Below are 22,601 nucleotides of genomic sequence, written 5' to 3'. Positions count from 1 at the left end.
CCTTGAAAAAGTTTTAAACTTTATTTTAATCTTTAAAGTGTTGCTTAATTTTAGCCACAATGCGGTCACACGCTTTACCATCACCATAAGGGTTATGTGCACGGCTCATTGATTGATATTCTTGAGCGTTAGTTAGTAAGTTATTTACTTCACTCACAATGCGAGCTTTATCTGTACCTACTAACTTAACTGTACCTGCTTCTACCGCTTCTGGGCGTTCTGTGGTGTCACGCATAACAAGTACAGGTTTACCTAGGCTTGGCGCTTCTTCTTGAACACCACCTGAGTCGGTTACGATTATGTGAGCTTGATTCATTAAGTACACAAAGGGTAGGTAGTCTTGCGGCTCGATTAAATGCACATTATCAACATTTTTTAATATGCGGTTTACCGGTTCGCGTACATTAGGATTTAAATGCATTGGGTATAAAATTTGTGTATCTGGGTGCGCAGTTGCAATTTCGACCAATGCCTCACAAATTCGCTCAAATCCGCCACCAAAGCTCTCACGGCGGTGCCCTGTAACTAAAATAAGCTTTTTAGTTTCATCGAGTTCTGGGAATTTAGCTTTTAGAGTTGAAATTAAAGCGGTGTCGGTTTTTACTTTATCAACCACTTGTAATAGTGCATCAATAACGGTGTTACCAGTAATTACGATATCGTCAGCACTTACCGCTTCATTGAGTAAGTTTTGCTGCGATGTTTGCGTTGGTGCAAAATGCAGCTTTGTAATAGCTCCAGTAAGCTTGCGGTTACCCTCTTCTGGCCATGGTGAACTTAAGTTACCTGTGCGTAAACCTGCTTCTACGTGCCCCACTGGAATTTGCTGATAAAACGCCGCTAAACTTGCAGATAAAGTAGTGCTGGTATCGCCATGAACAAGCACTAAATCTGGTTTAAACTCTTCAAGAATAGGTTTTAGACCTAACAAAATATTTGTTGTTACATCGTACAAACTTTGACCCGGCTTCATAATATTTAAATCGTACTCTGGTACAATTTCAAAAAGGTCTAAAACTTGGTCAAGCATTTCACGATGCTGAGCAGTAACACATACTTTTGCATCAATACCGTCTGCTTCATTTAGCGCTTTAACTAGCGGCGCCATTTTTATTGCTTCAGGTCGCGTACCAAAAATACTTAATACTTTAATAGCCATGATTTCCCTTAATTTTTTACTAACCGATTTTGCATAAATTTATGCATTTGCCATTAATTGCTTAACGCGCTTGGTAAATTCTTCACCCAATAGGCTTGATTGCATTGCATACTCTACGTTTGCGAGCATATAGCCTAGTTTTGAGCCGCAGTCATGCGACTTACCTTTTAAATGATACGCTTCAATTGTTTCAAGATGACGTAACTGTAGTAATGCATCTGTTAATTGTATTTCGCCGCCAGCCCCTGGAGGCGTAAACTCGAGTAAATCCCAAATAGCAGGCGATACAACATAACGCCCTGTTATGGCTAAATTACTGGGCGCTTCGTCATTATTTGGTTTTTCAACCATGTTGGTAATGGCTGCATTTTCACCAGGCTGGATTTTTTTACCTGCTAAATCAACCACACCATAGTTGTGCACTTCGTCCTGTGGGACAGGCTCAACCATAATTTGATTATGTTGAGTTCGTTCAAATTGGGCGATCATTTGCGCAAGATTATCAACCTTTAGGTTTGACTTGTATTGATCGATAATTACATCGGGCAATAAAATAGCAAAAGGGTTATTGCCAATGATTGGGCGAGTTTCAAGTATTGCGTGGCCTAGGCCTAACGGCGCCGATTGACGAACCGAAATAATGCTTACATCACGCGGGATTATTGAACGCACCTCTTCTAACAGGCTGCGCTTTACACGGGCCTCTAAGGTTGCTTCTAGCTCAAAGCTAGTGTCAAAATGATTTTCTATTGCGTTTTTGGAAGCATGTGTGACTAGTATAATTTCTTTAATACCTGCTTTTACTGCTTCGTTTACAACGTATTGAATGAGAGGTTTGTCTACTAGTGGAAGCATTTCCTTTGGCGTTGCTTTGGTAGCGGGTAACATACGGGTACCCAAGCCTGCAACAGGCAAGACTGCTTTTAATACTTTCACTTCAATTCCTTTTATAGTTACTTTTGGTTATAACGTAGCTGTTTATAAATGCCGCTGCGAATAGCGAGTTTTAAATACTACTAACCATATGGGCGGGTATTATACACAACACAAACAATCGCTCAATATAAAAAGCAGCCTTTTTGATTGTTTTAGGTTAATTATTTGTTAACGGTTTATTTTGCTTTTTTGTAATCTATCATTTTAGTTTTAATGGGAATATAATTGCTTTGTTAACATTTTAGGGATGGGCTTTGTGCGCGTTGGAATTTGCATCATTATATTAGTGTCTTTTTTTGCTTGTGCACAAGACATGCTTTTACATTTGCGTAATAGCGATATAATAAGCCGTGCCAAACAATTTTACGGCGATGCAGGCCACCAACGAATAAAAACGTGGCTGAGTTTTATAGATGACTCTACCGATAAGAGCGAATGGCAAAAAATTCATTTAGTTAATGATTTTTTTAATAAGCATATAAAGTACAAAACCGATGACGAACTTTGGCAAAAAAAAGATTACTGGGCCACCCCTCTAGAAAGCCTTGGCGTGGGCATGGGTGACTGTGAAGATTATGTTATTGCTAAATATTTTACTTTAATCGCTTTAGGTATCCCCGAAGATAAAATACGCTTTATGTATGTACGCCAGCGTACGGTTAATCAACCTCACATGGTGCTTATATACTTTGAACAACCTAACCAAATACCGCTGGTGCTTGATAACTTTAATACAAAATTAGTGCCTGCAAGTAATCGGGGTGATCTAAAACCTATCTATAGTTTTAATGGCCAAGGTTTATGGTTAGCCAAATCGAAAGGGTTAGGTAATAAGGTTAAAAATAGTCGTGGCGTTTCTGCTTGGAACACCATGCTTGAACGAATTGAACAAGGCGAGCTTGCGCCTGCCAAAGGTAACAATAAAGGAACTAGTAGTTATGTCTCGACTCTTTAAACATGGATTGAGTTTAAAAACCCAAGTATATGGCTTGATCATTTTAATTTCGGTTATTTCATTTTGCGTACGTGTTATCACCGACGTTGATACAACCCGTAATTATTTACAAACGCAAATGGCCAGCCATGCGCAAGACACGGCTACCAGTTTAGGGCTTTCGATATCTCCATATTTAGAAGACGATAGCCTAATGATTGCACAAACGATGGCAACCGCTATTTTTGACTCTGGTTATTACAGCCAAATTAAATTTACCGATGTGCAAAATAATATAGTGTTTGAGTTACAAAACCCTAAACGCGTTGAATCTGTTCCTGGTTGGTTTATTAGTGCTGTTGAACTGAGTGCGCCCACTATGCATTCTGAAATAAACAATGGTTGGATGATGGCAGGTACACTTGATGTAACCAGCCATACTGGGCAATCTTACCTTACCTTATGGCAACACACACTCCGCAGCTTATATAGCTCATTTTTGCTATTAGCAGCATCGCTGGCTATTGCATTTTTAATTTTACGCGCAGTATTTAAACCGTTAAAAGCAGTAGAAGATCAAGCCACTTTAGTGACTCGAAAACGCTTTACCTTAAATAAAGAAATACCAGTAGCACGGGAGCTTCGCACAGTAACCCAAGCCATTAATAACATGGTTATAAACTTACAAAGTACGTTTGATTCGCTGACCAAACAAACACAAGCGCTTACTGAAGAAGTATACATAGATTCGTTAACGGGATTGGGTAACCGTAAGTCGTTTGAAAACCACTTTAATTCTGTTGTAAATAATATTACTGACGATGCGCCAATTACTGCGATGATGCTTACCCTGCCCTCGTTAAATAATATTAACCAAGTGGTAAGCTACCAAGATGGTGATCAGCATGTACTTGATGCTGCTAAAATACTTAAACAGCTTGCTGATGAGTTACCAAATTCAACTATATTTAGGCTTAATGGGGGTACGTTTGTATTACTGGCCCCATATGACGTTTTATTTTTAAATAAAGCCCGCCTAGACCTCATTGATAATTTAAGTCAAAAAGAAAACAGCTTACATATAAACGGTTACGCTAATTTAGCCATTGTTGGCGTTGAGCAAGGAGCGAGTTTAGGTGAAGTGTTATCGCTACTTGATACTGGTTGCACTATAGGTGAAGACACTACGTTTGATAAAAACGATAAAGAGTCATTATTTAGTGTTAACCAATGGCGTACCTTAATTAAGTCGATTATAAATGCTGGCGAAGTGAGTTTTTCGGTGCAACCTGTTAAACAAGCTAATAAAACTGATTCTCAGTGTTACTTTGAGGTATTTGCACACTTTATTCATGAAGGCGAAAAGGTAAATAATGGCCACTTATTCGCGATGGCTGAAAAGTTAAATTTAACCGAAGAACTCGATAAAAAAATTATACGTAGCTTTGTAGATGTAAAAGAGCAATACCCAAATGATGTATTTGCACTTAATATTAGCAAGGCATCCTTGTACTCAACTGACTTTATACAATGGCTTACCCTTTACTCGCACACTAAACCGGTAATTAAAACAAACTTAGTGTTTGAACTACATGAAATTGGTTTGCTTTATAACGTGCATGTTGCGTCTTTACATATAGATGCAATTAAAGAGCTGGGTATTAATGTGTGTATTGAACACTTTGGTACTAGCTTAACGTCGTTTAGGTATTTACAAGGTCTTGATATTGAGTATGTAAAAATTGATGGTAGTTATATTCAAGATTTAGTAACTAACCCACAAAGCCAATTTTATATTCAAACAGTTAATAATATTTGTCATGGTTTTGGTATTAAGGTTTTAGCCTGTTTAATTGAAAAAACCGAGACTTTAGAAATTCTCGAATACTTAGGATGTGATGGGGTACAAGGTAATTTAATACTGCCACCATCAAAAATTATTAAATCTAATGAAAATGGCGTAAATAAAGAGTTTACTTTTTGCACCGATGCGCTAAAATTTTGCAATTAGTACTCAACCAAGGGACGAGAAATGAAAAAATTAATTTTAGCTGGCTTAGTAGCTAGTGCGTCTGCTCTAACTGCTTTGCCAACCTATGCACAAACGGATAATAATGCTGTGGTTCAAGAAGTGAGCATAAATAGCATTATTGATATTCTTAATAACGTAACAGCAGATACTACGCCAGAGCAATTACGCGAAGATTTAGTAGAAGCAATAAAACGTATTTGTAAAAATAAAGAAAAAATCAAGCTAGACGAAAAACTACTTAATGGTGCGTGTGGTGCTGCTGATATAGATGCAATGGTTGCTGCTGTTGTGGCACGTTTTGGTGCAGACAATCCATTAATTTCTGACTTTTTAGCTGCTCTTTCGGATGCTGGTTTAGATACTGATGCAATTACCCTAGCAGCAATTACCGCAGGTGTTGATGCAACAACCGCTTCTGAAGCAACGGCTGCAGGCCCGGGTACTGGCCAGCCTGCTCCGCCAGTAGGCAGCTTACCAACATTACCAACACCTCCAGGTTCTGGTGGTACAGGCGGTGATAACGGTATATCTGAAGTCGGTAACTAGTTTTTACTATTAGTATATTCAAACGCAGCCAATTGGCTGCGTTTTTACTTTGTTTGAGTTTATTTTGAATCGTTTTATATTTTTTCTTATTTGCCTGATCTTATTTTTACTCCCTCTTCCATTAGGTAGTTATAGGCCTTGGGCAATTTTAGCTATTGGTATTTTAACTAGCTTTACCTTTATTACTCACTTGGCAAACAGTGTTTTAAATAACCAACAAGCACTCTTACCTCCTCGATATACTTGGCCGTTATTTACTGCCTTAGGCATTGTTGCTTTGGTGTGCGCGGTTCAGTTATTTGGCGTAAGTGTTGATGCTTTTCAAACAAAACAAATGTTATTAAAAACCAGTTTTTTAATAATGTTGAGCTGGTTAATATTTAATTACTGTAATAATGTAAATCGTATTAAAAAATTAATTTACGCCGTCATTTGCGCCGGTGTTTTTCAGGCTTTGTATGCTAGTTACTTAAACTTATCGCCCGATATTGTTAGCCCTTTATTTGGCTACAAACACACCGACAGAGCTATTGGTACTTTTACCTATTCTAACTTTTTAGCTAACTATTTAGCGCTGTGCTTATGCTTAGGCATTGGTGTTTTAATTAGCGAACTAAAACGCACTAACAACGGCTACAAGCCTACTTTAAAACAAACCTTACGTGCTTGGGCTGAGATTATATTAAGCTCTAAAATAATTTTGCGTATATCGCTAATTATTATAATTGTGGCGCTTATTTTAACCCGTAGTCGCATGGGTAATTCGGCCTTTTTTATTGCCTTAATTATAGTGAGCTTACTGGCGCTGTTTGTTTATAAGCAAAAGCCTAAAGCCTTTAAATTGCTGATTGTGAGTTTTTTCATTATCGATTTAATCATCATTGGTGCCATTTTCGATGTAGAAAAGGTAAAACAACGTATTAGCGAAACCAGTTTACAATCGGAAACTCGCGATGAAGTTGTACGCGACTCAATCCCGCTGATTTTAGATAACCCGTTATTAGGCTCGGGCGGCGGTACTTTTTACACTGCGTTTCCTGCGTATCAGTCTGAGCCCTACTCTGGTTATTACGACAATGCGCACAACGATTATGTGCAATTTGCAGTTGAGCTGGGTATTCCTACTACGGCGCTATTGGGGCTGTTAGTGGTTTATTGTTTATGGTTATGTATTAATACTATGCGAACGCGCAAAACGGCGCTTTATCAGGGTGTGGCGTTTGGTTGTGCTACAGCTATTGTGGCAATGATGCTGCATTCGTCGGTTGATTATTCGCTACAGGCGGGGGCTAATTCTATGTTGTTTATAGTAGTGTTATGTTTAGCTTTATTAACCAATAAGTTGCCAGCACCTAAACGGATTAAAAAACGACGAAGTGAAAGTTAACGGGCTGCGGGGAGCGTGAAGCGGGTTACGAGCCTAATCCCGAAACCCGTAGTTCGCAACCCGCCGTGAGCAAGCTCTAACACCTAACACTTCATCCAGTTATATCATTACAATAAGATCTTAGTGATTTATTTACCACCGAGGGTTGGAGAAAAAAGAGAAAGTGACTAAATACAAACGTTATGAGCATTAGAAAAGTAAAAGGTATTAGGCTTTTTGCTTTGTATTCTCAGTGCAGCGTGTGGCGCCTCGGTGTCCTCTGTGGTTCAAGAATAAAGGTTTTAAATAAAGTTAACGGGTTTCGAGCTTAATCCTTCACCCAGTACTATTATTACAATAAGATCTTAGTGATTTATTTACCACCGAGGGTTGGAGAAAACAGAGAAAGTGACTAAATACAAACGTTATGAGCATTAGAAAAGTAAAAGGTATTAGGCTTTTTGCTTTGTATTCTCAGTGCAGCGTGTAGCGCCTCGGTGTCCTCTGTAGTTCAAGAATAAAGGTTTTAAATAAAGTTAACGGGTTTCGAGCTTAATCCTTCACCCAGTACTATTATTACAATAAGAACTTAGTAATTTATTTACCACCGAGGGTTGGAGAAAACAGAGAAAGTGACTAAATACAAACGTTATGAGCATTAGAAAAGTAAAAGGTATTAGGCTTTTTGCTTTGTATTCTCAGTGCAGCGTGTAGCGCCTCGGTGTCCTCTGTGGTTCAAGAATAATTTTTATGTTTTGGGTTTAAGTGATTTATTCACAAAGAGGGCTAAGAGACGCTGCGCTTTTAGTTATTTAGCCCGCAACTCGAAGCTCGTCGCTCGTTGCCCGTCGCCCGCCGCTCACGACATTAAAGAATGACGCGACATGAAGTCGCTGCTGCAAATCAGCAATAATATCAATCTAAAACCTATCGCCTGTTCAAATTTACTGCTCTTCTAAATCAAATTCGGTGGTGTGGCCGTCGCCGTGTATGAGCTGGTAACGGTCTAAATTACCGCCTTTGAGGGTAACCAAACTAATAGCCGAATCACTTACTAGGTACTTTTGCCCTTTGCCTTTAGTTTGGTGTTTGTCTACTTCCATATGCCAGCGTTTGGTAAAAAAGTTAAGCGGACTTTTAGGACCATATAAAATGGAGTCGAGCTTATCAAGCACATTTATTAGCTTACGCGGGAACTCGTTTTTTATGCCACTGGCTGTAAGCTGCCAAATTCTGTTGGGGTGATCGCCAAAGCGCTTTTGCACTGAAAAACAAAACGAATAATGCACGTCGCCTGATAAAATCAGCGTTTCATTTGGGGTGTCGGTGCGTCTAAATGTGTCGAGCAATTTTTTAGCTGAGCCTTCGTGCGCCATCCAGTTTTCTACATCAACCATAAGCGGTTGCCCACACATGTTAAAAACCGCTTGAATCGCCTCTATTGATTTAACCCCAAACACCGGTGCGGGCGATACAATAATGACTTGGTCATGGCTGAGTAGGCTTTCTTCAAGCTCAGTGAGTCGCTCCCAATCTAACAAGCCTGAGGGTTCATTAAAGTTCTGCTCGTTACGCCAGCGGTGTGTTCGGGTATCAAGCACCACCACTTTAGGAATAGTTGTTAGCTCATAATGCCAATGGTTAAAATCGTTTAGATGTTTATCAAATGCTTTGAATTGCCATTGCTTATCCCCAGCTAGGCTTGTTGTAAATGGAGTAAGTAGCGCACCAGTTTTTTGCAGTGCGTCGTTCCCCATTCCCTGAAACAGCCAATAGCTTGCTAAGCCATTATTTACAATACGCTTGCTACTGGGGTTTTGATTAATGGCTTGCTCCCACCCGGCGGTGAGGTTCCAATCATCAGTGACATCGTGATCATCAAACATCATTAAGGTAGACACATTGGCACATAATCGCTCTACCTCAGCTAAGCCTTTAGCGTAATCAATGAGTGTGGATTTTTCTGTGCTAAACAATGCTTGGCTTTTTTCGTTACCGCCTGAGTAATTTAGCTTTGATAAGTCAACATATTGCCACGCGGTACTACTAAAATTAAGTAAATACAGCGCTACAAACTCTTCAAAATGAATAAGGTGGTTATACGCTTTTACGCTAGAAAAATGCGGCTCGTCTTTTTTTAACCAATAACCTATGCCTAATTTAGAGCGCTTTTTCCACGAGGTGGTGGGTAATAAATGATGGCGGCCATAAAGCTGTTGGCTAATATCGTCGGGTAAATCCAGCGCAAGCGGTTGCTCTTTGTAAATGCCTAATTGCTTAATGAGTTGATGGATAGCTAATAACATAGGCCCTGCTACATCGTCAGCATATACCTGATCGCCCGAGAGCAATAGCAACTGCGCCCCTTGTTGATTATTACTGCGTTGAGTAGCTTGCCACTGACTTGAACTAACTAGGCTGTCTTTTGCGGGATGATGTGCATTGCGACATGAGCCATGCAATATTTGCGTCAGTCTTTTGGGGATCACAAACGCAGGTAACGCACCATCATTAAAACTAAACGCTGATAAATCAACAGGGCTGTCATCAAAAAACAACTGATATTGTAGTAATATATCGCGCGGGAACTGGCTGTTTATGGGTTTAATAACTATAAACTGTAAAAATAAATGTTCACCCAGTCTAACGCTATTTTGTTCGCTATAGCATTCGTAACCCATTAGCTCTATACGGCCGTTTACCTGCTTTGAGGTAGCAAACTGAATACAAACTGTGGTTTTTTCTGCTCGGCGCACCATAGGCCCCATAAGTAACAGCGGGTGTTGCACCGAGAGAGTCGTCATGAGGTTAGCCTTTAGCTGCTAATTTAAATAAAGAATAAAAATTATCGGTAGTGGCCTTTGCCAATTCGTTAAAGCTAATACCTTTTAGTTCACTAATATAGTAAGCAACGTCTTCCACGAACGCTGGCTGATTAGTTTTACCACGATACGGTACTGGGGCTAAATACGGCGAGTCGGTTTCAATAAGCAGTCTATCAAGTGGGATTTGTTTTACCACTTCTTTAAGCTCTATCGCGTTTTTAAAGGTTACAATACCTGAAATAGAAATATAAAAACCCATATCAATGGCTTTTTTAGCCATATCCCAATCTTCGGTAAAGCAATGTAATACCCCACCGCAGTTTTCTGCTTTGTGTTCACGCATTAGATTAATGGTGTCGGCACGTGCGTCGCGGGTATGAATAATAAGTGGCTTTTGTAATTCGTTGGCTACTTCAATATGGCCAACAAAGCTTGCTTGCTGCACTGCGTGAGTATCTTTTGCATAATAGTAGTCAAGCCCGGTTTCGCCAATAGCCACTACTTTGTGGTGCGAGGCTAAATCAATTAATTGCTGTTTGTTGAGCGCGTCTTTTTGATCAAGCGGATGTACACCACATGACGCTGATACGTCGTCGTAATGCTTAATTTGCTCTAGCATATTAGGGAACTGATCAAGTGTGACGCTCACACATAAAAAGTGTTCTACTTTTTTTGCGCGGGCGTTATCAAGTACTTGGTCTAGGTTTAAATCGAGTTTATCAAAATCAAGACGGTCTAAATGGCAATGAGAATCTACAATCAAAATAAGGCCTGTTTTTACTACATGGTATAAGTTGGATTGCCGGAGTTTAACATAGTACCCAGCAGTTTTTCGATCTTCGCGTTTAGGTTTGTTTTATCATCTAAAAAGCTAATGCCGATCCCCGGAGGGTTTGAGCTTTGTGCACCTTGCGGAGTGATCCACGTGACTTTACCGGTGACCACATCGTCTTCTAAGGCATCAGGTAAGGTTACTCGTAAAGCGAGTGAATACCCAGGCTCATAACGCATATTGGTGCGTACAAATAGCCCCCCTTTTTTTAAAAAAGGCATGTAGCAGCGATATAGTTCGTCAAGGTCATCTATATCAACTAATAGCTCTTGCATATCTAATCCTTTTTATTGGTTGCGTAATGTATACGCTAGTCGTGATACCGCAAGCGGTAAGTTTAGCCCAAGAATTTGTATGTTATTTTGTAAAAAATCATTCAAGGCTTGCTGTGCAACTTGGTAGGCTTCAAAACTCATGCCGTTTAAAAGCTGCTGTTTTAGCTGCTCACTTAAAAATAAGGTAAAAATACGAACAAGCTCAGGCTGTTTATTTATTATATCGACTAACGCATTGAAATTATGGCTTTGTTTAAACTCAGTTGCAAATTTATAGAGTGTATCAATACTTTCTAGCTGATTTTGCTGTTGCCACTGCTTTACTTGCAGGGGTTGACTGTAAAACAATGATAACCATGGGTAGTTAGGCACATTTAAAGAGCTTAGCCACTGCTGTGCTAGCTGGCTATTGGTTACTTTGACCTCAGTTTTAGCACAGCGGCTTAAAATAGTCGCTGGTAATTGTGCCACTTGGCTGGTTGTAAGAATTAAAAACCGGCTGTTACTTGGCTCTTCTAAGGTTTTTAATAATGCATTTGCTGCCGCCGTTGTCATTTTTTCGCAGTTTTCAATAATCGCCACTTTGTTGCCATTTTGCGCCGCCGACTGGTGCATAAAATCGCTTATGCCGCGAATGTCGTCTACACCTATGCTTTGCCCTTCTACTTGAGTAACGCGTTTATCTGGGTGCGTCCCAGCTAGGTTTAACGAGCAGCTTTTACACTGCCCACACGGCGTTAGCACGCTATTAGGTGCACTTAACTGCGATTGTGTATTGTGACATAACAAACTGTTAGCTAATTGATCGCTTAGCTCAAACTTGCCTACCCCAATAGGCCCGCAAAATAGCTGCGCGTGATGAAAGCGCTGCGCTTTATAGCTTTGAGCTAAACGTTGCTCTACATCGTTAAGCCATGGCAATGCCATATTATTTTAACCCTGAAAAAAACGTACGCAGTACATTGGTAATATCACGGTGTACTTTATCAATACTTTGGTTGGCATCGACTGTTTTTATGCTGTCGTCATCATTTGCAAGCTCAATGTAACGCATACGGGTGCGCTGAAAAAACTCAATGGCTTCTTGTTCAATTCTATCGAGTTCACCACGCCCTTTTGCCCGTTCAAGACCAATAACAGGGTCAATATCAAGGTAAATGGTTAAATCGGGTTTTAATCCTTTTAACACCATAGAGGATAACGACGCTAACGTGTTTGCACTAATTCCGCGTCCACCGCCTTGATACGCCTGTGACGATAAGTCGTGACGATCAGCCAATACCCATTGCCCTTGTTCTAGTGCAGGGTTTATTACATTGTGCATTAGCTGTGAGCGAGCTGCGTACATAATAAGTAGCTCAGTTTCAAAGGCGATTTCTTCTTGATGCTCTGCTTTTACTAAAGTACGTAAGGATTCAGCTAGTGGTGTACCACCGGGTTCACGCACATTAATAAAATCAATATGATGATGGTTTAAAAAGTTTTGGCACAAGGCAATAGCGGTTGATTTACCTGCGCCCTCTAGGCCTTCTATAACTATAAATTTTGGTTTCATAAACACTAATTCTTTTTATTTAAAATATACCGGTTAACCGCCGCATTATGTTGCTTTAATGTGGTTGAAAACTGATGGCTGCCATCGCCTTTTGCTACAAAGTAAACATACTCGCTTTTAGGCGGGTTTACCGCGGCTAAAATCGCTTCTTTGGATGGCATGGCAATGGGTGTGGGCGGTAATCCGTTAATACGATAAGTATTATACGGTGTGTAATTTCTCAAGTCTTTACGTTTAATATCACCGTCAAAATCTTCGCCTAGCCCATATATTACGGTTGGATCGGTTTGTAAGCGCATATTGGTATTTAATCTATTTATAAATGCCGATGCAATTAACGGACGCTCGCTGGCAAGCGCGGTTTCTTTTTCAATAATAGAGGCCATGATCAGTGCTTCATAGGCGGTATCGTAAGGTAAATCGCTTGCCCGTTGCTGCCAAGCATCAGCCAACGTTTGCTGCATTTTTTGCGCTGCTCGTTTTAATAAACTGCTGGCAGTATCATTGCTATGATAATGATAGGTATCGGGGAATAACCACCCTTCTAGATGGGTTTGCTTACCTATTATTTGCTCGCCAAGTTGCTCAAGTTTTAAATCGTTTTGTAAGTGTGTAGAAGTACTCAGGGTATTTAAAACATCCCTAAGTGCTTGGCCTTCAATAATGGTAAAGCTGAAACTAATTTGCTGACCTTGATTTATTTTTTTGATGTTATTAAGCACGCTATCTGCGCTTAGCTCGTACAAGCCTGCTTTTAAATCGGTCAAGGTTGGGTCGAGCTTCGCTAATATTTGAAAACGCCAACAGTCTTCTACCCACTGTTGCTGCTGCCATTGACGGCACAACTTATTAAAGCCGGTGCCTTTTTTAACTTCAAATTGGGTGTTATCGGCTATCTGTAATGGCGTTTGAATGGTTGCCTGTAATTGCTGATAGCCAATCACTGAGCTAAAAAAAGCCAGCAATAATACTGATACTATAACTTTTAACACTAAGCCTCCTTGGCTACTGTTAGTAATGACTTACTGTGAGCAATATCAAAACAGTGCTCGCCTATGCTTTTTACCGGCACAATTTTCATTAAACTATTACATACAAATACCGCGTCTGCTTGGGTAAGCTCATCAACGCTGATAGTTTTAAATTCAATTGCTAATTTATCACATAAAGATTGCAGAAAAACACCTTTAATGCCGCACTCATCAAGCCTGGGGCTAATTACTTTATTATTTTTTATTGCAAAAATATTAGCCGCTGAGGTTTCAATTACATTGTTGTTGTAGTCAAGTACAAGTGCATCATCACTTTGCTCGGCTTGTAGGGCATTTTTAATCAATACTTGCTCAAGCCTATTTAAGGTTTTAAGCCCTGCTAAGTGCGGTTGTAAAGCCAGTTTAATTGGGCTAATAGCTAAACTAATTCCTGTCTCGTGTAAGCTGTGATAATGCGCTGGATAAGGTAAAACACTAACAATAATGTTTAAATTACATTCGCTTGGTGGCGCATAGCCTCGCCCGCCCTCGCCACGTGTTACCACTATTTTAAGAACCGCGTGAACCTGTGATGCTATTTGCTGAGTAATGTGCGACTCAAGTGCTTTAAACTCAAGCGCCGGAAACCCTAAACGCTGCGCGCATTCAATTAAACGCGCTTTATGATAAGCCCAATGCTCAACCTGTCCATGAGTAATAATTGCGGTTGTAAAAAAACCATCGCCATAGTTTAAGCCCCTATCGCGAATACTTATGCTACTGGTTTCACTTGCTGTTATTATTGTTTGCATATTTTTTTACACATAAAAAAACCCAGTTAAACAACTGGGTTCTTATTGTCGTTCGTTGTTAAAAAAGATTATACCTTTTTAAACAGTAACGAGCCATTAGTACCACCAAAACCAAATGAGTTACACAACGCGTAATCAAGTTTGGCGTCTCGCGCTGTGTGCGGTACGTAATCTAAATCACAGCCTTCATCTGGGTTGTCTAGGTTAATCGTGGGTGTTACTTTTTGCTCGGTCAGCGATAAGATAGACACTATCGACTCAACAGAGCCCGCTGCACCTAGTAAATGACCCATCATCGATTTAGATGAGCTTACCATCACATCTTTCGCTGAATCACCAAAAATGGTTTTAACCGCTGAGGTTTCGGCTTTGTCACCCGCGTGAGTAGACGTACCGTGTGCGTTAATGTAGCCAACTTGCTCTGCATTTACTTGCGCATCGTTTAATGCGTTTTCCATAGCCAGTGCTGCACCTGCGCCGTCTTCTGGTGGCGAGGTCATATGGTAGGCATCGCCACTCATGCCAAAGCCAACAAGCTCTGCATAAATTTTTGCGCCACGTGCTTTAGCGTGTTCGTATTCTTCAACAACCACAACACCAGCGCCATCAGAAAGCACAAAGCCATCACGGTCTTTATCCCACGGACGCGACGCTGCTTGTGGGTCGTCGTTACGCGTTGAAAGCGCACGTGCGGCATTAAAGCCACCCATACCAATTGGCGTACACGCTTTTTCTGCGCCACCGGCAACCATTGCATCGGCATCGCCGTAGGCAATCATACGTGCTGCATGGCCAATGTTGTGCAGGCCTGTGGTACATGCGGTTACAATTGAAATATTAGGACCACGCAAGCCATGCATTATTGATAAATGACCCGAGATCATATTAATAATGGTAGACGGTACATAAAACGGCGATAACTTTCGTGGACCGCTGTTTAGTAATTTAATGTGGTTTTCTTCGATTAGGGTTAAGCCACCAATGCCTGAACCTACCGCTACACCAATACGGGTTGCGTTTTGCTCTGTTACTTCGAGGCCTGAATCTTGAAAAGCTTGAACACCCGCTGCAATGCCATACTGGATAAATAAATCCATTTTTTTAGCATCTTTTGGCGACATATAAGCCGATGCATCAAAATCATTGATTAAACCAGCGAAGTGAGTACCAAATTTTGATGTATCAAAGTGGGTAATATTTTGAATACCACTTTTACCATCTAATAAGCCTTGCCAGGTTGATTGCACATCATTGCCTAGCGGCGTCAACATTCCTAAGCCAGTTACGACGACACGACGTTTAGCCACGGTTTGCCTCCAATAAGGAATTATTATTATACCAATTAACTTAGCTCAGTTTATTTCAGCGTTAACGCTGTTGCTAGTTATGTTATTAGTATTGGGGATGATCATACCCAAGCTACCTCAAAGTGCGAGTCTCAAACCAATAACCAACGCTGAGCAATAACAACTTAATTGCTGATGATAGGTGAGGGTTTGGAATTGAATCATGTACTTTGAGGTGGTTTGGATATAAAGATTAAAGGCAGCGGATGCTGCCCTTAATTTGCGATTAATTACTCAGCGTGAGCTGTAACGTAATCGATTGCAGATTGTACTGTAGTGATCTTTTCAGCTTCTTCATCTGGGATCTCAGTGTCGAACTCTTCTTCAAGAGCCATTACTAATTCAACAGTATCAAGAGAGTCTGCACCTAGGTCATCAACGAATGAAGCTTCGTTTTTAACTTCTTCTTCTTTAACACCTAGCTGTTCGATGATAATTTTCTTTACGCGTTCTTGGATATCGCTCATTCTTCTTTCCTTTATTAAAAACGCCAATGCGTTATTTTCAGATTGCGGCGTAGTTTACGTCCGATAATTCTCTGATTCAATCTTTTGACCATAAATAATTTGCTGGTCAAACCTCTTGAGTGTTTATTTTATCTTTTATCGCTTATTTTCACAGCGATTTCAAGTATGTTTAAAGCAAGTTTGCGAAAAATTCAATATTTTTTAGCAAACTCATTGGTAATTTGTGGTTTAACTATTTCGCATTGCGAAGCTAAACCATGTACATCGCACCATTTACATGCAAAGTTTCACCAGATACGTACGCAGCGGCGTCAGATGCTAAATAACACACAGCTGCTGCAATCTCATCTGGCTGGCCTAAACGACCCGCAGGTACGTTTGCAAGCGTTGCTGCTTTTTGCTCATCTGTCAAATCATCCGTCATGTCTGTTTGGATGAATCCTGGTGCAACCACGTTAACAGTAATACCACGAGAAGCAACTTCACGCGCTAATGATTTAGAAAAACCGATAACACCCGCTTTAGCTGCCGCGTAGTTCGCTTGGCCAGCATTACCCATAGTGCCCACTACTGAGCCAATATTGATAATACGGCCGTTCTTTTTCTTCATCATTGGGCGAAGTACCGCTTTAGATAAACGGAAAATAGAGCTTAAGTTGGTGTCGATAATATCGTCCCACTCACTCTCTTTCATGCGCATTAATAAATTATCGCGCGTAATACCGGCATTATTTACTAAAACATCAATATCACCTAAATCGGCTTTAATTGCTGCTAATGTTGCCTCAATTGACGCAGGATCGGTGACGTTAAGCGCATAACCCTTACCGTTATCACCTAAGTATTCGCTAATTTTAGCCGCACCAGACTCACTTGTCGCTGTGCCCGCTACCTTTGCGCCTTGTGCCACTAAGGTGTTTGCAATCGCTTTACCAATACCACGGCTAGCGCCGGTGATCAGGACAACTTTGCCCTCTAAAGAAAATAAATTACTCATATTATATACTCTTATTTAGCTGTATCGATTGATGCTAGGTCGTTAACTGAGCCACACACCATCGCTTTATCAATGCGTTTTGCAAGTCCTGTTAATACTTTACCAGGGCCAAATTCATAACTTTGCGTTACACCTTGTGCAACTAATGCTTGCACTGTTTCAGTCCAACGAACTGGGCTGTATAACTGACGTACTAATGCGTCTTTAATTGCATCGGCTGAACCTTCAGCTTTTACATCAACATTATTAATTACATCACACTTAGGTGAATTAAATGTTAAAGCCGCTAAGTCAGCGGCTAATTTTTCAGCCGCAGGTTTCATAAGTTCACAATGCGACGGTACGCTAACCGATAATGGCAGTGCACGTTTTGCGCCGGCTTCTTTACATGCGACTGATGCTCTATCTACTGCATCTTTATGACCGGCAATAACCACTTGGCCTGGCGAGTTATAATTAACCGGTGAAACAACCTCACCTTGTGCAGAGGCTTCACATGCTGCTTTAATTTCGTCATCACCTAAACCAATAATAGCGGCCATAGAACCCACACCCGCAGGGACAGCTTCTTGCATGTATAAACCACGGTTTTCAACCAGTTTTACGGCTTCACTTAGACTGATCACATCGCTACATACTAGTGCTGAGTATTCGCCTAAGCTATGCCCTGCCATGACAACGTCTGCATCTGGATTTGCAGCTAACCAATGACGGTAAATAGCAACGCTTGCTGTTAATAAAGCAGGTTGAGTACGGTGAGTTTGATTTAGTTTTTCTTCTGGACCGTTAAGAACGAGATCTGCTAGGTCGTATCCTAGTGCGGTTGATGCTTCTGCAAATGTGGCTTTTACTATGTCTGAGCTTTCAAGTAGCTCGTTTAACATACCCACAGTTTGCGAGCCTTGACCTGGAAAAAGAAGTGCAATTTTTTGTGCCATAGTTTGCTCTTTTAATTAAACAAAATAAATAATGTATAACACGGCACATCAATTTACTGATTGGCCACCGTGTCTTTAGAATGTGTTTTTTCGAAAATAGCAGCAATTTTGTCCGGAAGTTGACGTTCTACTTCTTTCACTGCTTCGTCGATTGCGGCATGAAATGCTTTAGCTGAGGCATTTCCATGGCTTTTAACAACAATACCGCGCAATCCTACCAGAGAAGCGCCGTTATACTGGTCGGGGTTCACTCTTTTATAGAGTTTTTTTATGATTGGCGCCAACATAAAGGCCATGCACTTATAAACAACGTGTTTTTCGAGGGCACGGGTGAACTTTTTCATGATAAGTTTGGCAATACCTTCGCAGGTTTTAAGTGCAACGTTACCGACAAACCCTTCACAGACGATAACATCGGCTTTGCCAGAAAAAATATCGCTACCTTCGCTGTAGCCAATATAATTAATCAGCTCGCTTTGTTGCATTAACTGCGCGGCTTGCTTAATTTCGTCGTGACCTTTGATGTCTTCGGCGCCAATATTTAATAAACTGACTTTTGGGTTATCACACCCGAGTGCTTGTCCTGCCACTACCGAACCCATAATGCCAAACTGATACAGCATTTGCGCATCACAGTGTACGTTGGCACCTAAATCGAGTAAGTAAACAGGATTTTTTCGTTCAGTGGGTACAGCCGATATGAGTGCGGGACGTTTCACTCCTGGAAGCATTTTTAATACGTAATGCGCCATAAAAAATAGCGCCCCAGTATTGCCAGAGCTAACACAGGCTTGCGCTTCACCCGATTTAACTAAATCAAGGGCAACACGCATTGAGGAATCTTTTTTTGAGCGTATAGCAACAGCGGGTTCGCAGGCATTGGTGACAACGTCATTACAATGGCGAATTATTAATCTGGGATGAGAAAGTGAATCGAGTGATTCTAATTGTTTAGCTATTACTTGCTCATTGCCACATAAAATGAGTTTTAAGTTGGCATTAGCATTTACCGCGGAAACGGCTGCGGGGATAGATGAACGGGGGCCATAATCGCCCCCCATCATATCTAACGCTATGGTTAGATTGGTCAGCATATAAGCAATCTCTTAGTTAGAAATTACTTGAACGCCTTTGTAGTAACCATCTGCAGTCACATGGTGACGACGATGAGTCTCACCAGATGTTTGATCTACAGTTAAAGTTGGACCACTGATCGCATCGTGTGAACGGCGCATGCCGCGTCTTGCACGAGACTTTTTGCTTTTTTGTACAGCCATAGTCTTCTCCTAAGAATCTTTCTTAAGTTGTTTCAAAATATCAAATGGATTTGGTTTATCATCTTCCGCCTTTAAAACACCAAAGCTGGCAGGCTCTGCTGTATAACTGCATGAAGCTTCGTTGTGGGTAGGCACTAATGGCACTGCTAAAATAAGCTCGTCTTCGATTAACTCAAACACGTCTATTTCACCATTTTCATCAAGTGCTACTTCGTCGTAGCTTTCTGGAAGATCATCTGACTCTGCATCCAAACCGACTGGCGAATACACAAAGTCTTGATCCAAATCCAACCCTAAATCACCATTACAACGTTGACAAGTGACAGTTACGTGTGTGGACAAATTGCCACTAATCACAACTAAACCTTGCTCATCGTTTTTGCAATGAATTTTTACCGCTATTTCACCTACTTCTTCCTGGATAACCCCTCGTAAACGAGGAAGTTTCTCAAGCGGTACAATGCCGTCATACTTTAAACGGTGTTGCGCTGCTTTGCCCGGATGAAGGGTGATGGGAATTTTCACCTTTTGCATAGGGGCTGCATCATATAGATAGTTAGTGGGTTAGTCAAAGTAAAAAACCAATTTTACGTTGTTTTTCACGTGTTTTACTCACGGATCTGATTTATCCTAACTCAATCTGATTTATGCTAGGAAAACATGCCATGAAGCACTCTCTTATATTAGCCTCAAGCTCGCCTTTTAGGCAGTCTTTATTACAAAAATTTAATCTGCCTTTTGAAACGTTTTCGCCCGATGTTGACGAAACGCCTCACCGCAACGAAACACCTAACGATCTTGTTAAACGTTTAAGCGAACTAAAAGCCGCAGCTGCGGTCGAGCATTTTGGCCAAGGCTTAGCGATTGGCTCCGATCAGGTTGCTGTATTTAATGACCAAATATTAGGTAAACCACACAATAAAGAAAACGCCATGAAACAACTCAGCTTATTTAGTGGGCAAACGGTCACTTTTTTAACTGGCTTGTGTGTGTACGATATAGACACTAAGCAAAGCAAAACCCTTGTTGAGCCCTTTAATGTCACTTTTAAAACGTTAACAACGGCGCAAATAAGTGCTTATTGCGATGCAGAGCAACCTTATAATTGTGCAGGAAGTTTTAAAAGTGAAGGCTTAGGTATTTGTTTATTTGAAAAGCTCAGTGGTGATGACCCAAATAGTTTAATTGGTTTACCACTCATTAAACTCAGCCAATTATTGGCTGAGTTTGGCTTAGATGTATTAAGCGCACAAACTAACTAAGTAAAAGTTGTTGCAACTGCTGATAGTTGTCAGCGGTTGCAATAGGCGTAAACTCGTTTAATTGCGCAGCGTTGTGCACGCCCATGGTTACTCCTAGTCTATCCATACCTGCAGCTTTTGCCATTGCCATGTCGATTTGCGTGTCGCCTATCATCAATGCTTCGTCGGCGCTTATAGCCAGCTCTTCAAGTAGTTGATAGAGCATATCAGGAGCTGGCTTTGATTTGGCGTCGTCGCTGGTACGCGTAGCACTAAAAAAATGACGCAGCTGGCTCTCATCCAATAGACGCTCCAACCCTACCCGACTTTTACCTGTGGCAACCGCCAATATTACGCCTTGATTTTTTAACCCAGTGAGCACCTGTTCAACGTGCTCAAATACCGGTGTTGGGGTGGTATCAAGCGCATACTGCTGTTTATAACCTGCAATAAGCGCTTCGTGATGCTCACTGTAATCAGGAAACAAGCTCGCTATTGCGTTTTCAAGCGACAAGCCAATAATATTTTTACTGGCGATATCGCTCGGCGGTTCAATATTGAGTAACTGCGCACTTTTGCGGATACAATTAACTATTTTGCTAATTGAATCCATAATGGTGCCGTCCCAATCAAAAATCACCAGCTTGTAGTTTTTCATGGTGGGTGAGATCACGCTTTTGCTGCTCTAAGTTTCACTAAACAACTTGATAGTGCTTTATCAAGCGGTGCTTCTACTCGCATAGTGGTTTCGTTTTTAGGGTGGTAAAAACTTAAATCATGGGCGTGTAAAAATAAGCGGTTTAAACCACGTTTACGCATTGACTCGTCAAACCCTTGATCGCCATATTTGTCATCACAGGCAATAGCATGACCTTGACACTGAGTATGCACACGAATTTGGTGAGTACGACCGGTTACAGGGGATGCTTGTACTAATGAGCAATCGTTAAAACGCTCAAGCACTTTAAAGCGGGTATGCGACGGTTTGCCCTCGGTATTATCAACACGTACTACGCGTTCACCCGATTTTAGGGTGTTTTTGCGCAAGCCCTCAGTCACATTTTTTGTTTTAGAGTCCCATTGACCCTCAACAAGTGCCCAATAATTTTTTTCCATGGTTTTTTCGCGTAATTGCTCATGCAAGGCAGTCAGCACAGAGCGGCGCTTAGCAATGAGTAAACAACCTGATGTATCACGGTCTAAACGATGCACAAGCTCAAGGCTGCGCTCTTCTGGGCGTAAAACACGTAATGCTTCAATAAGGCCATAGCTTAGGCCACTGCCGCCATGCACAGCCATACCCGATGGCTTGTTAATAACCATCAGGTATTTGTCTTCAAATAGAATATAGTCTTCAAGGCGCGTTACTTTATCGAGTTTTGAAGGGACAAACTCTTCACGCTCTGACACTCTGATTGGTGGTATACGAATAACGTCGTCTAGCTGCAATTTATACACAGGCTTAATGCGTTTTTTGTTTACACGCACCTCACCTTTACGAAGAATTTTGTAAACTGCGCTTTTAGGCACCCCTTTTAAATGGGTAATAAGAAAGTTATCAATACGCTGACCTAGGTGGTCTTCGTTGATAGTGACAAAAGTTACTTGTAAGCCGGTTTTTTCTGACATTGCCTAATCACTGATTTAAGTAAAATAATTTAGTTGCTAACACAGTTATAATAGTGGGATAATCAGCAGCGCAAATATTTAGTATTTGCAAATAACAACGGTGCTTTTTAACACATTAAAACATTCGTGATGCACATTCTGGGTAACCGATCATACAGATCCGAGTTAAGTTTTCCAAAGCTTTTATACATACCCAGTTAACACGTGCGCACAACTAACGGCAATGCGCGTAATATATTGCTGCTTAAGTTTGAACATGAATTGATTTTTAAAGTGATAGTAAAAGCAATGAACAGATAATTTGTCTGATAGTGGCGGCGTAAAAAAACGCCGTTCAGAATTCGCTCAAATATTGTAGTACCGTACAGCAGCTTATTTAGAACTAAAAAAATCTAATAAATAAGCGTTCATTAACATCGGTAGCGATTTTTGCTCATAAAAACGATAACGGTAGTTTTAAAAA

General features: G+C 40.8%; 23 protein-coding genes. 5 read left to right on the top strand and 18 right to left on the bottom strand.

Going from position 1 to position 22,601, the window contains the following annotated elements; all coding sequences use genetic code 11:
- Positions 1 to 25: 25 nt before the first annotated feature.
- Both wecB and galU read right to left on the bottom strand, forming a co-directional pair.
- The gene (gene wecB, locus QL986_RS09545; RefSeq protein WP_013464709.1) at positions 26 to 1,159 is read right to left on the bottom strand and encodes a UDP-N-acetylglucosamine 2-epimerase (non-hydrolyzing); all 1,134 of its coding nucleotides are present in this window, start codon (positions 1,157 to 1,159) and stop codon (positions 26 to 28) included.
- A 39-nt stretch (positions 1,160 to 1,198) separates the two neighbouring features.
- The gene (gene galU / locus QL986_RS09540) at positions 1,199 to 2,095 is read right to left on the bottom strand and encodes a UTP--glucose-1-phosphate uridylyltransferase GalU (RefSeq protein ID WP_138764636.1); all 897 of its coding nucleotides are present in this window, start codon (positions 2,093 to 2,095) and stop codon (positions 1,199 to 1,201) included.
- Positions 2,096 to 2,351: 256 nt separating this feature from the next.
- Here galU and QL986_RS09535 point away from each other — a divergent pair, with 256 nt between their 5' ends.
- The 4 genes from QL986_RS09535 (at position 2,352) to QL986_RS09520 (ending at position 6,994) form a co-directional block, all read left to right on the top strand.
- Positions 2,352 to 3,050, top strand: a complete 699-nt coding sequence (locus QL986_RS09535) for a transglutaminase-like cysteine peptidase (RefSeq protein WP_138764635.1) — start codon at positions 2,352 to 2,354, stop codon at positions 3,048 to 3,050.
- Complete coding sequence (locus tag QL986_RS09530; protein ID WP_138764634.1) at positions 3,034 to 5,040, top strand: EAL domain-containing protein; 2,007 nt, start codon at positions 3,034 to 3,036, stop codon at positions 5,038 to 5,040. Before QL986_RS09535 ends, QL986_RS09530 begins: the two co-directional genes overlap by 17 nt.
- Before the next feature lie 21 nt (positions 5,041 to 5,061).
- Positions 5,062 to 5,607, top strand: coding sequence for a hypothetical protein (locus QL986_RS09525; protein WP_033103299.1), 546 nt, complete (start codon positions 5,062 to 5,064; stop codon positions 5,605 to 5,607).
- 64 nt (positions 5,608 to 5,671) lie between these two features.
- Complete coding sequence (locus QL986_RS09520; protein WP_171046552.1) at positions 5,672 to 6,994, top strand: O-antigen ligase family protein; 1,323 nt, start codon at positions 5,672 to 5,674, stop codon at positions 6,992 to 6,994.
- 923 nt (positions 6,995 to 7,917) lie between these two features.
- On the opposite strand, the gene QL986_RS09515 is transcribed toward QL986_RS09520, so the two are convergent.
- The 14 genes from QL986_RS09515 to yceD form a co-directional block, all read right to left on the bottom strand.
- The gene (locus QL986_RS09515; RefSeq protein ID WP_138764632.1) at positions 7,918 to 9,777 is read right to left on the bottom strand and encodes an alkaline phosphatase D family protein; all 1,860 of its coding nucleotides are present in this window, start codon (positions 9,775 to 9,777) and stop codon (positions 7,918 to 7,920) included.
- Between the two features lie 4 nt (positions 9,778 to 9,781).
- Positions 9,782 to 10,561: a YchF/TatD family DNA exonuclease gene (locus QL986_RS09510; RefSeq protein WP_138764631.1), complete on the bottom strand. Its 780-nt coding sequence runs from the start codon at positions 10,559 to 10,561 to the stop codon at positions 9,782 to 9,784.
- A gap of 17 nt (positions 10,562 to 10,578) precedes the next feature.
- Positions 10,579 to 10,905 carry a PilZ domain-containing protein gene (locus tag QL986_RS09505; protein WP_008109887.1) on the bottom strand — a complete coding sequence of 109 codons (327 nt, stop codon included), beginning with the start codon at positions 10,903 to 10,905 and terminating at the stop codon, positions 10,579 to 10,581.
- A 12-nt stretch (positions 10,906 to 10,917) separates the two neighbouring features.
- Complete coding sequence (locus QL986_RS09500; RefSeq protein WP_138764630.1) at positions 10,918 to 11,832, bottom strand: DNA polymerase III subunit; 915 nt, start codon at positions 11,830 to 11,832, stop codon at positions 10,918 to 10,920.
- Position 11,833: 1 nt separating this feature from the next.
- Positions 11,834 to 12,460, bottom strand: a complete 627-nt coding sequence (gene tmk, locus QL986_RS09495) for a dTMP kinase (RefSeq protein ID WP_138764629.1) — start codon at positions 12,458 to 12,460, stop codon at positions 11,834 to 11,836.
- A 5-nt stretch (positions 12,461 to 12,465) separates the two neighbouring features.
- A complete protein-coding gene (mltG, locus tag QL986_RS09490; RefSeq protein WP_090492912.1) occupies positions 12,466 to 13,452 on the bottom strand; it encodes an endolytic transglycosylase MltG in 987 nt (328 codons plus the stop codon).
- Positions 13,452 to 14,243, bottom strand: coding sequence for an aminodeoxychorismate lyase (gene pabC / locus QL986_RS09485; protein ID WP_138764628.1), 792 nt, complete (start codon positions 14,241 to 14,243; stop codon positions 13,452 to 13,454). Before pabC ends, mltG begins: the two co-directional genes overlap by 1 nt.
- 68 nt (positions 14,244 to 14,311) lie before the next feature.
- Complete coding sequence (gene fabF, locus QL986_RS09480; protein ID WP_008109876.1) at positions 14,312 to 15,550, bottom strand: beta-ketoacyl-ACP synthase II; 1,239 nt, start codon at positions 15,548 to 15,550, stop codon at positions 14,312 to 14,314.
- A gap of 269 nt (positions 15,551 to 15,819) precedes the next feature.
- Positions 15,820 to 16,056 (bottom strand): acyl carrier protein, encoded by a 237-nt coding sequence (gene acpP, locus QL986_RS09475; protein WP_008109873.1) that lies wholly within the window; start codon positions 16,054 to 16,056, stop codon positions 15,820 to 15,822.
- A 250-nt stretch (positions 16,057 to 16,306) separates the two neighbouring features.
- On the bottom strand, positions 16,307 to 17,053 hold the full coding sequence (gene fabG / locus QL986_RS09470) for a 3-oxoacyl-ACP reductase FabG (RefSeq protein WP_013464697.1): 747 nt from the start codon (positions 17,051 to 17,053) through the stop codon (positions 16,307 to 16,309).
- 11 nt (positions 17,054 to 17,064) lie between these two features.
- The gene (gene fabD / locus QL986_RS09465; RefSeq protein ID WP_036956225.1) at positions 17,065 to 17,991 is read right to left on the bottom strand and encodes an ACP S-malonyltransferase; all 927 of its coding nucleotides are present in this window, start codon (positions 17,989 to 17,991) and stop codon (positions 17,065 to 17,067) included.
- Between the two features lie 53 nt (positions 17,992 to 18,044).
- A complete protein-coding gene (plsX, locus tag QL986_RS09460; RefSeq protein WP_013464695.1) occupies positions 18,045 to 19,085 on the bottom strand; it encodes a phosphate acyltransferase PlsX in 1,041 nt (346 codons plus the stop codon).
- Between the two features lie 12 nt (positions 19,086 to 19,097).
- Positions 19,098 to 19,268 carry a 50S ribosomal protein L32 gene (gene rpmF, locus QL986_RS09455; protein WP_008109865.1) on the bottom strand — a complete coding sequence of 57 codons (171 nt, stop codon included), beginning with the start codon at positions 19,266 to 19,268 and terminating at the stop codon, positions 19,098 to 19,100.
- A gap of 9 nt (positions 19,269 to 19,277) precedes the next feature.
- Positions 19,278 to 19,802 (bottom strand): 23S rRNA accumulation protein YceD, encoded by a 525-nt coding sequence (gene yceD / locus QL986_RS09450; protein ID WP_013464694.1) that lies wholly within the window; start codon positions 19,800 to 19,802, stop codon positions 19,278 to 19,280.
- Positions 19,803 to 19,933: 131 nt separating this feature from the next.
- Between yceD and QL986_RS09445 the strand changes: the two genes are divergently transcribed.
- Entirely contained in the window at positions 19,934 to 20,530 is a 597-nt protein-coding gene (locus tag QL986_RS09445; protein WP_013464693.1) for a Maf family protein, read from the top strand.
- Here QL986_RS09445 and QL986_RS09440 read toward each other — a convergent pair.
- Positions 20,523 to 21,167 carry an HAD-IA family hydrolase gene (locus QL986_RS09440; protein WP_013464692.1) on the bottom strand — a complete coding sequence of 215 codons (645 nt, stop codon included), beginning with the start codon at positions 21,165 to 21,167 and terminating at the stop codon, positions 20,523 to 20,525. The genes QL986_RS09445 and QL986_RS09440 overlap by 8 nt on opposite strands.
- Before the next feature lie 11 nt (positions 21,168 to 21,178).
- Positions 21,179 to 22,138, bottom strand: a complete 960-nt coding sequence (rluC, locus tag QL986_RS09435; RefSeq protein ID WP_013464691.1) for a 23S rRNA pseudouridine(955/2504/2580) synthase RluC — start codon at positions 22,136 to 22,138, stop codon at positions 21,179 to 21,181.
- Positions 22,139 to 22,601: the final 463 nt, after the last annotated feature.

This window comes from Pseudoalteromonas sp. APC 3250, assembly GCF_030407915.1.
In the GTDB taxonomy this organism is placed as follows: domain Bacteria; phylum Pseudomonadota; class Gammaproteobacteria; order Enterobacterales; family Alteromonadaceae; genus Pseudoalteromonas; species Pseudoalteromonas tetraodonis.
This window is presented reverse-complemented; position numbering and strand designations above follow the sequence as displayed.

Bases quoted from the DNA above. Each gene is read 5' to 3' on its own strand.
- wecB (WP_013464709.1), bottom strand. From the start codon at position 1,159: ATGGCTATTAAAGTATTAAGTATTTTTGGTACGCGACCTGAAGCAATA.
- QL986_RS09530 (WP_138764634.1), top strand. From the start codon at position 3,034: ATGTCTCGACTCTTTAAACATGGATTGAGTTTAAAAACCCAAGTATAT.
- QL986_RS09525 (WP_033103299.1), top strand. From the start codon at position 5,062: ATGAAAAAATTAATTTTAGCTGGCTTAGTAGCTAGTGCGTCTGCTCTA.
- QL986_RS09515 (WP_138764632.1), bottom strand. From the start codon at position 9,777: ATGACGACTCTCTCGGTGCAACACCCGCTGTTACTTATGGGGCCTATG.
- QL986_RS09505 (WP_008109887.1), bottom strand. From the start codon at position 10,905: ATGCAAGAGCTATTAGTTGATATAGATGACCTTGACGAACTATATCGC.
- QL986_RS09500 (WP_138764630.1), bottom strand. From the start codon at position 11,832: ATGGCATTGCCATGGCTTAACGATGTAGAGCAACGTTTAGCTCAAAGC.
- tmk (WP_138764629.1), bottom strand. From the start codon at position 12,460: ATGAAACCAAAATTTATAGTTATAGAAGGCCTAGAGGGCGCAGGTAAA.
- pabC (WP_138764628.1), bottom strand. From the start codon at position 14,243: ATGCAAACAATAATAACAGCAAGTGAAACCAGTAGCATAAGTATTCGC.
- acpP (WP_008109873.1), bottom strand. From the start codon at position 16,056: ATGAGCGATATCCAAGAACGCGTAAAGAAAATTATCATCGAACAGCTA.
- fabG (WP_013464697.1), bottom strand. From the start codon at position 17,053: ATGAGTAATTTATTTTCTTTAGAGGGCAAAGTTGTCCTGATCACCGGC.
- fabD (WP_036956225.1), bottom strand. From the start codon at position 17,991: ATGGCACAAAAAATTGCACTTCTTTTTCCAGGTCAAGGCTCGCAAACT.
- plsX (WP_013464695.1), bottom strand. From the start codon at position 19,085: ATGCTGACCAATCTAACCATAGCGTTAGATATGATGGGGGGCGATTAT.
- rpmF (WP_008109865.1), bottom strand. From the start codon at position 19,268: ATGGCTGTACAAAAAAGCAAAAAGTCTCGTGCAAGACGCGGCATGCGC.
- yceD (WP_013464694.1), bottom strand. From the start codon at position 19,802: ATGCAAAAGGTGAAAATTCCCATCACCCTTCATCCGGGCAAAGCAGCG.
- QL986_RS09445 (WP_013464693.1), top strand. From the start codon at position 19,934: ATGAAGCACTCTCTTATATTAGCCTCAAGCTCGCCTTTTAGGCAGTCT.
- QL986_RS09440 (WP_013464692.1), bottom strand. From the start codon at position 21,167: ATGAAAAACTACAAGCTGGTGATTTTTGATTGGGACGGCACCATTATG.
- rluC (WP_013464691.1), bottom strand. From the start codon at position 22,138: ATGTCAGAAAAAACCGGCTTACAAGTAACTTTTGTCACTATCAACGAA.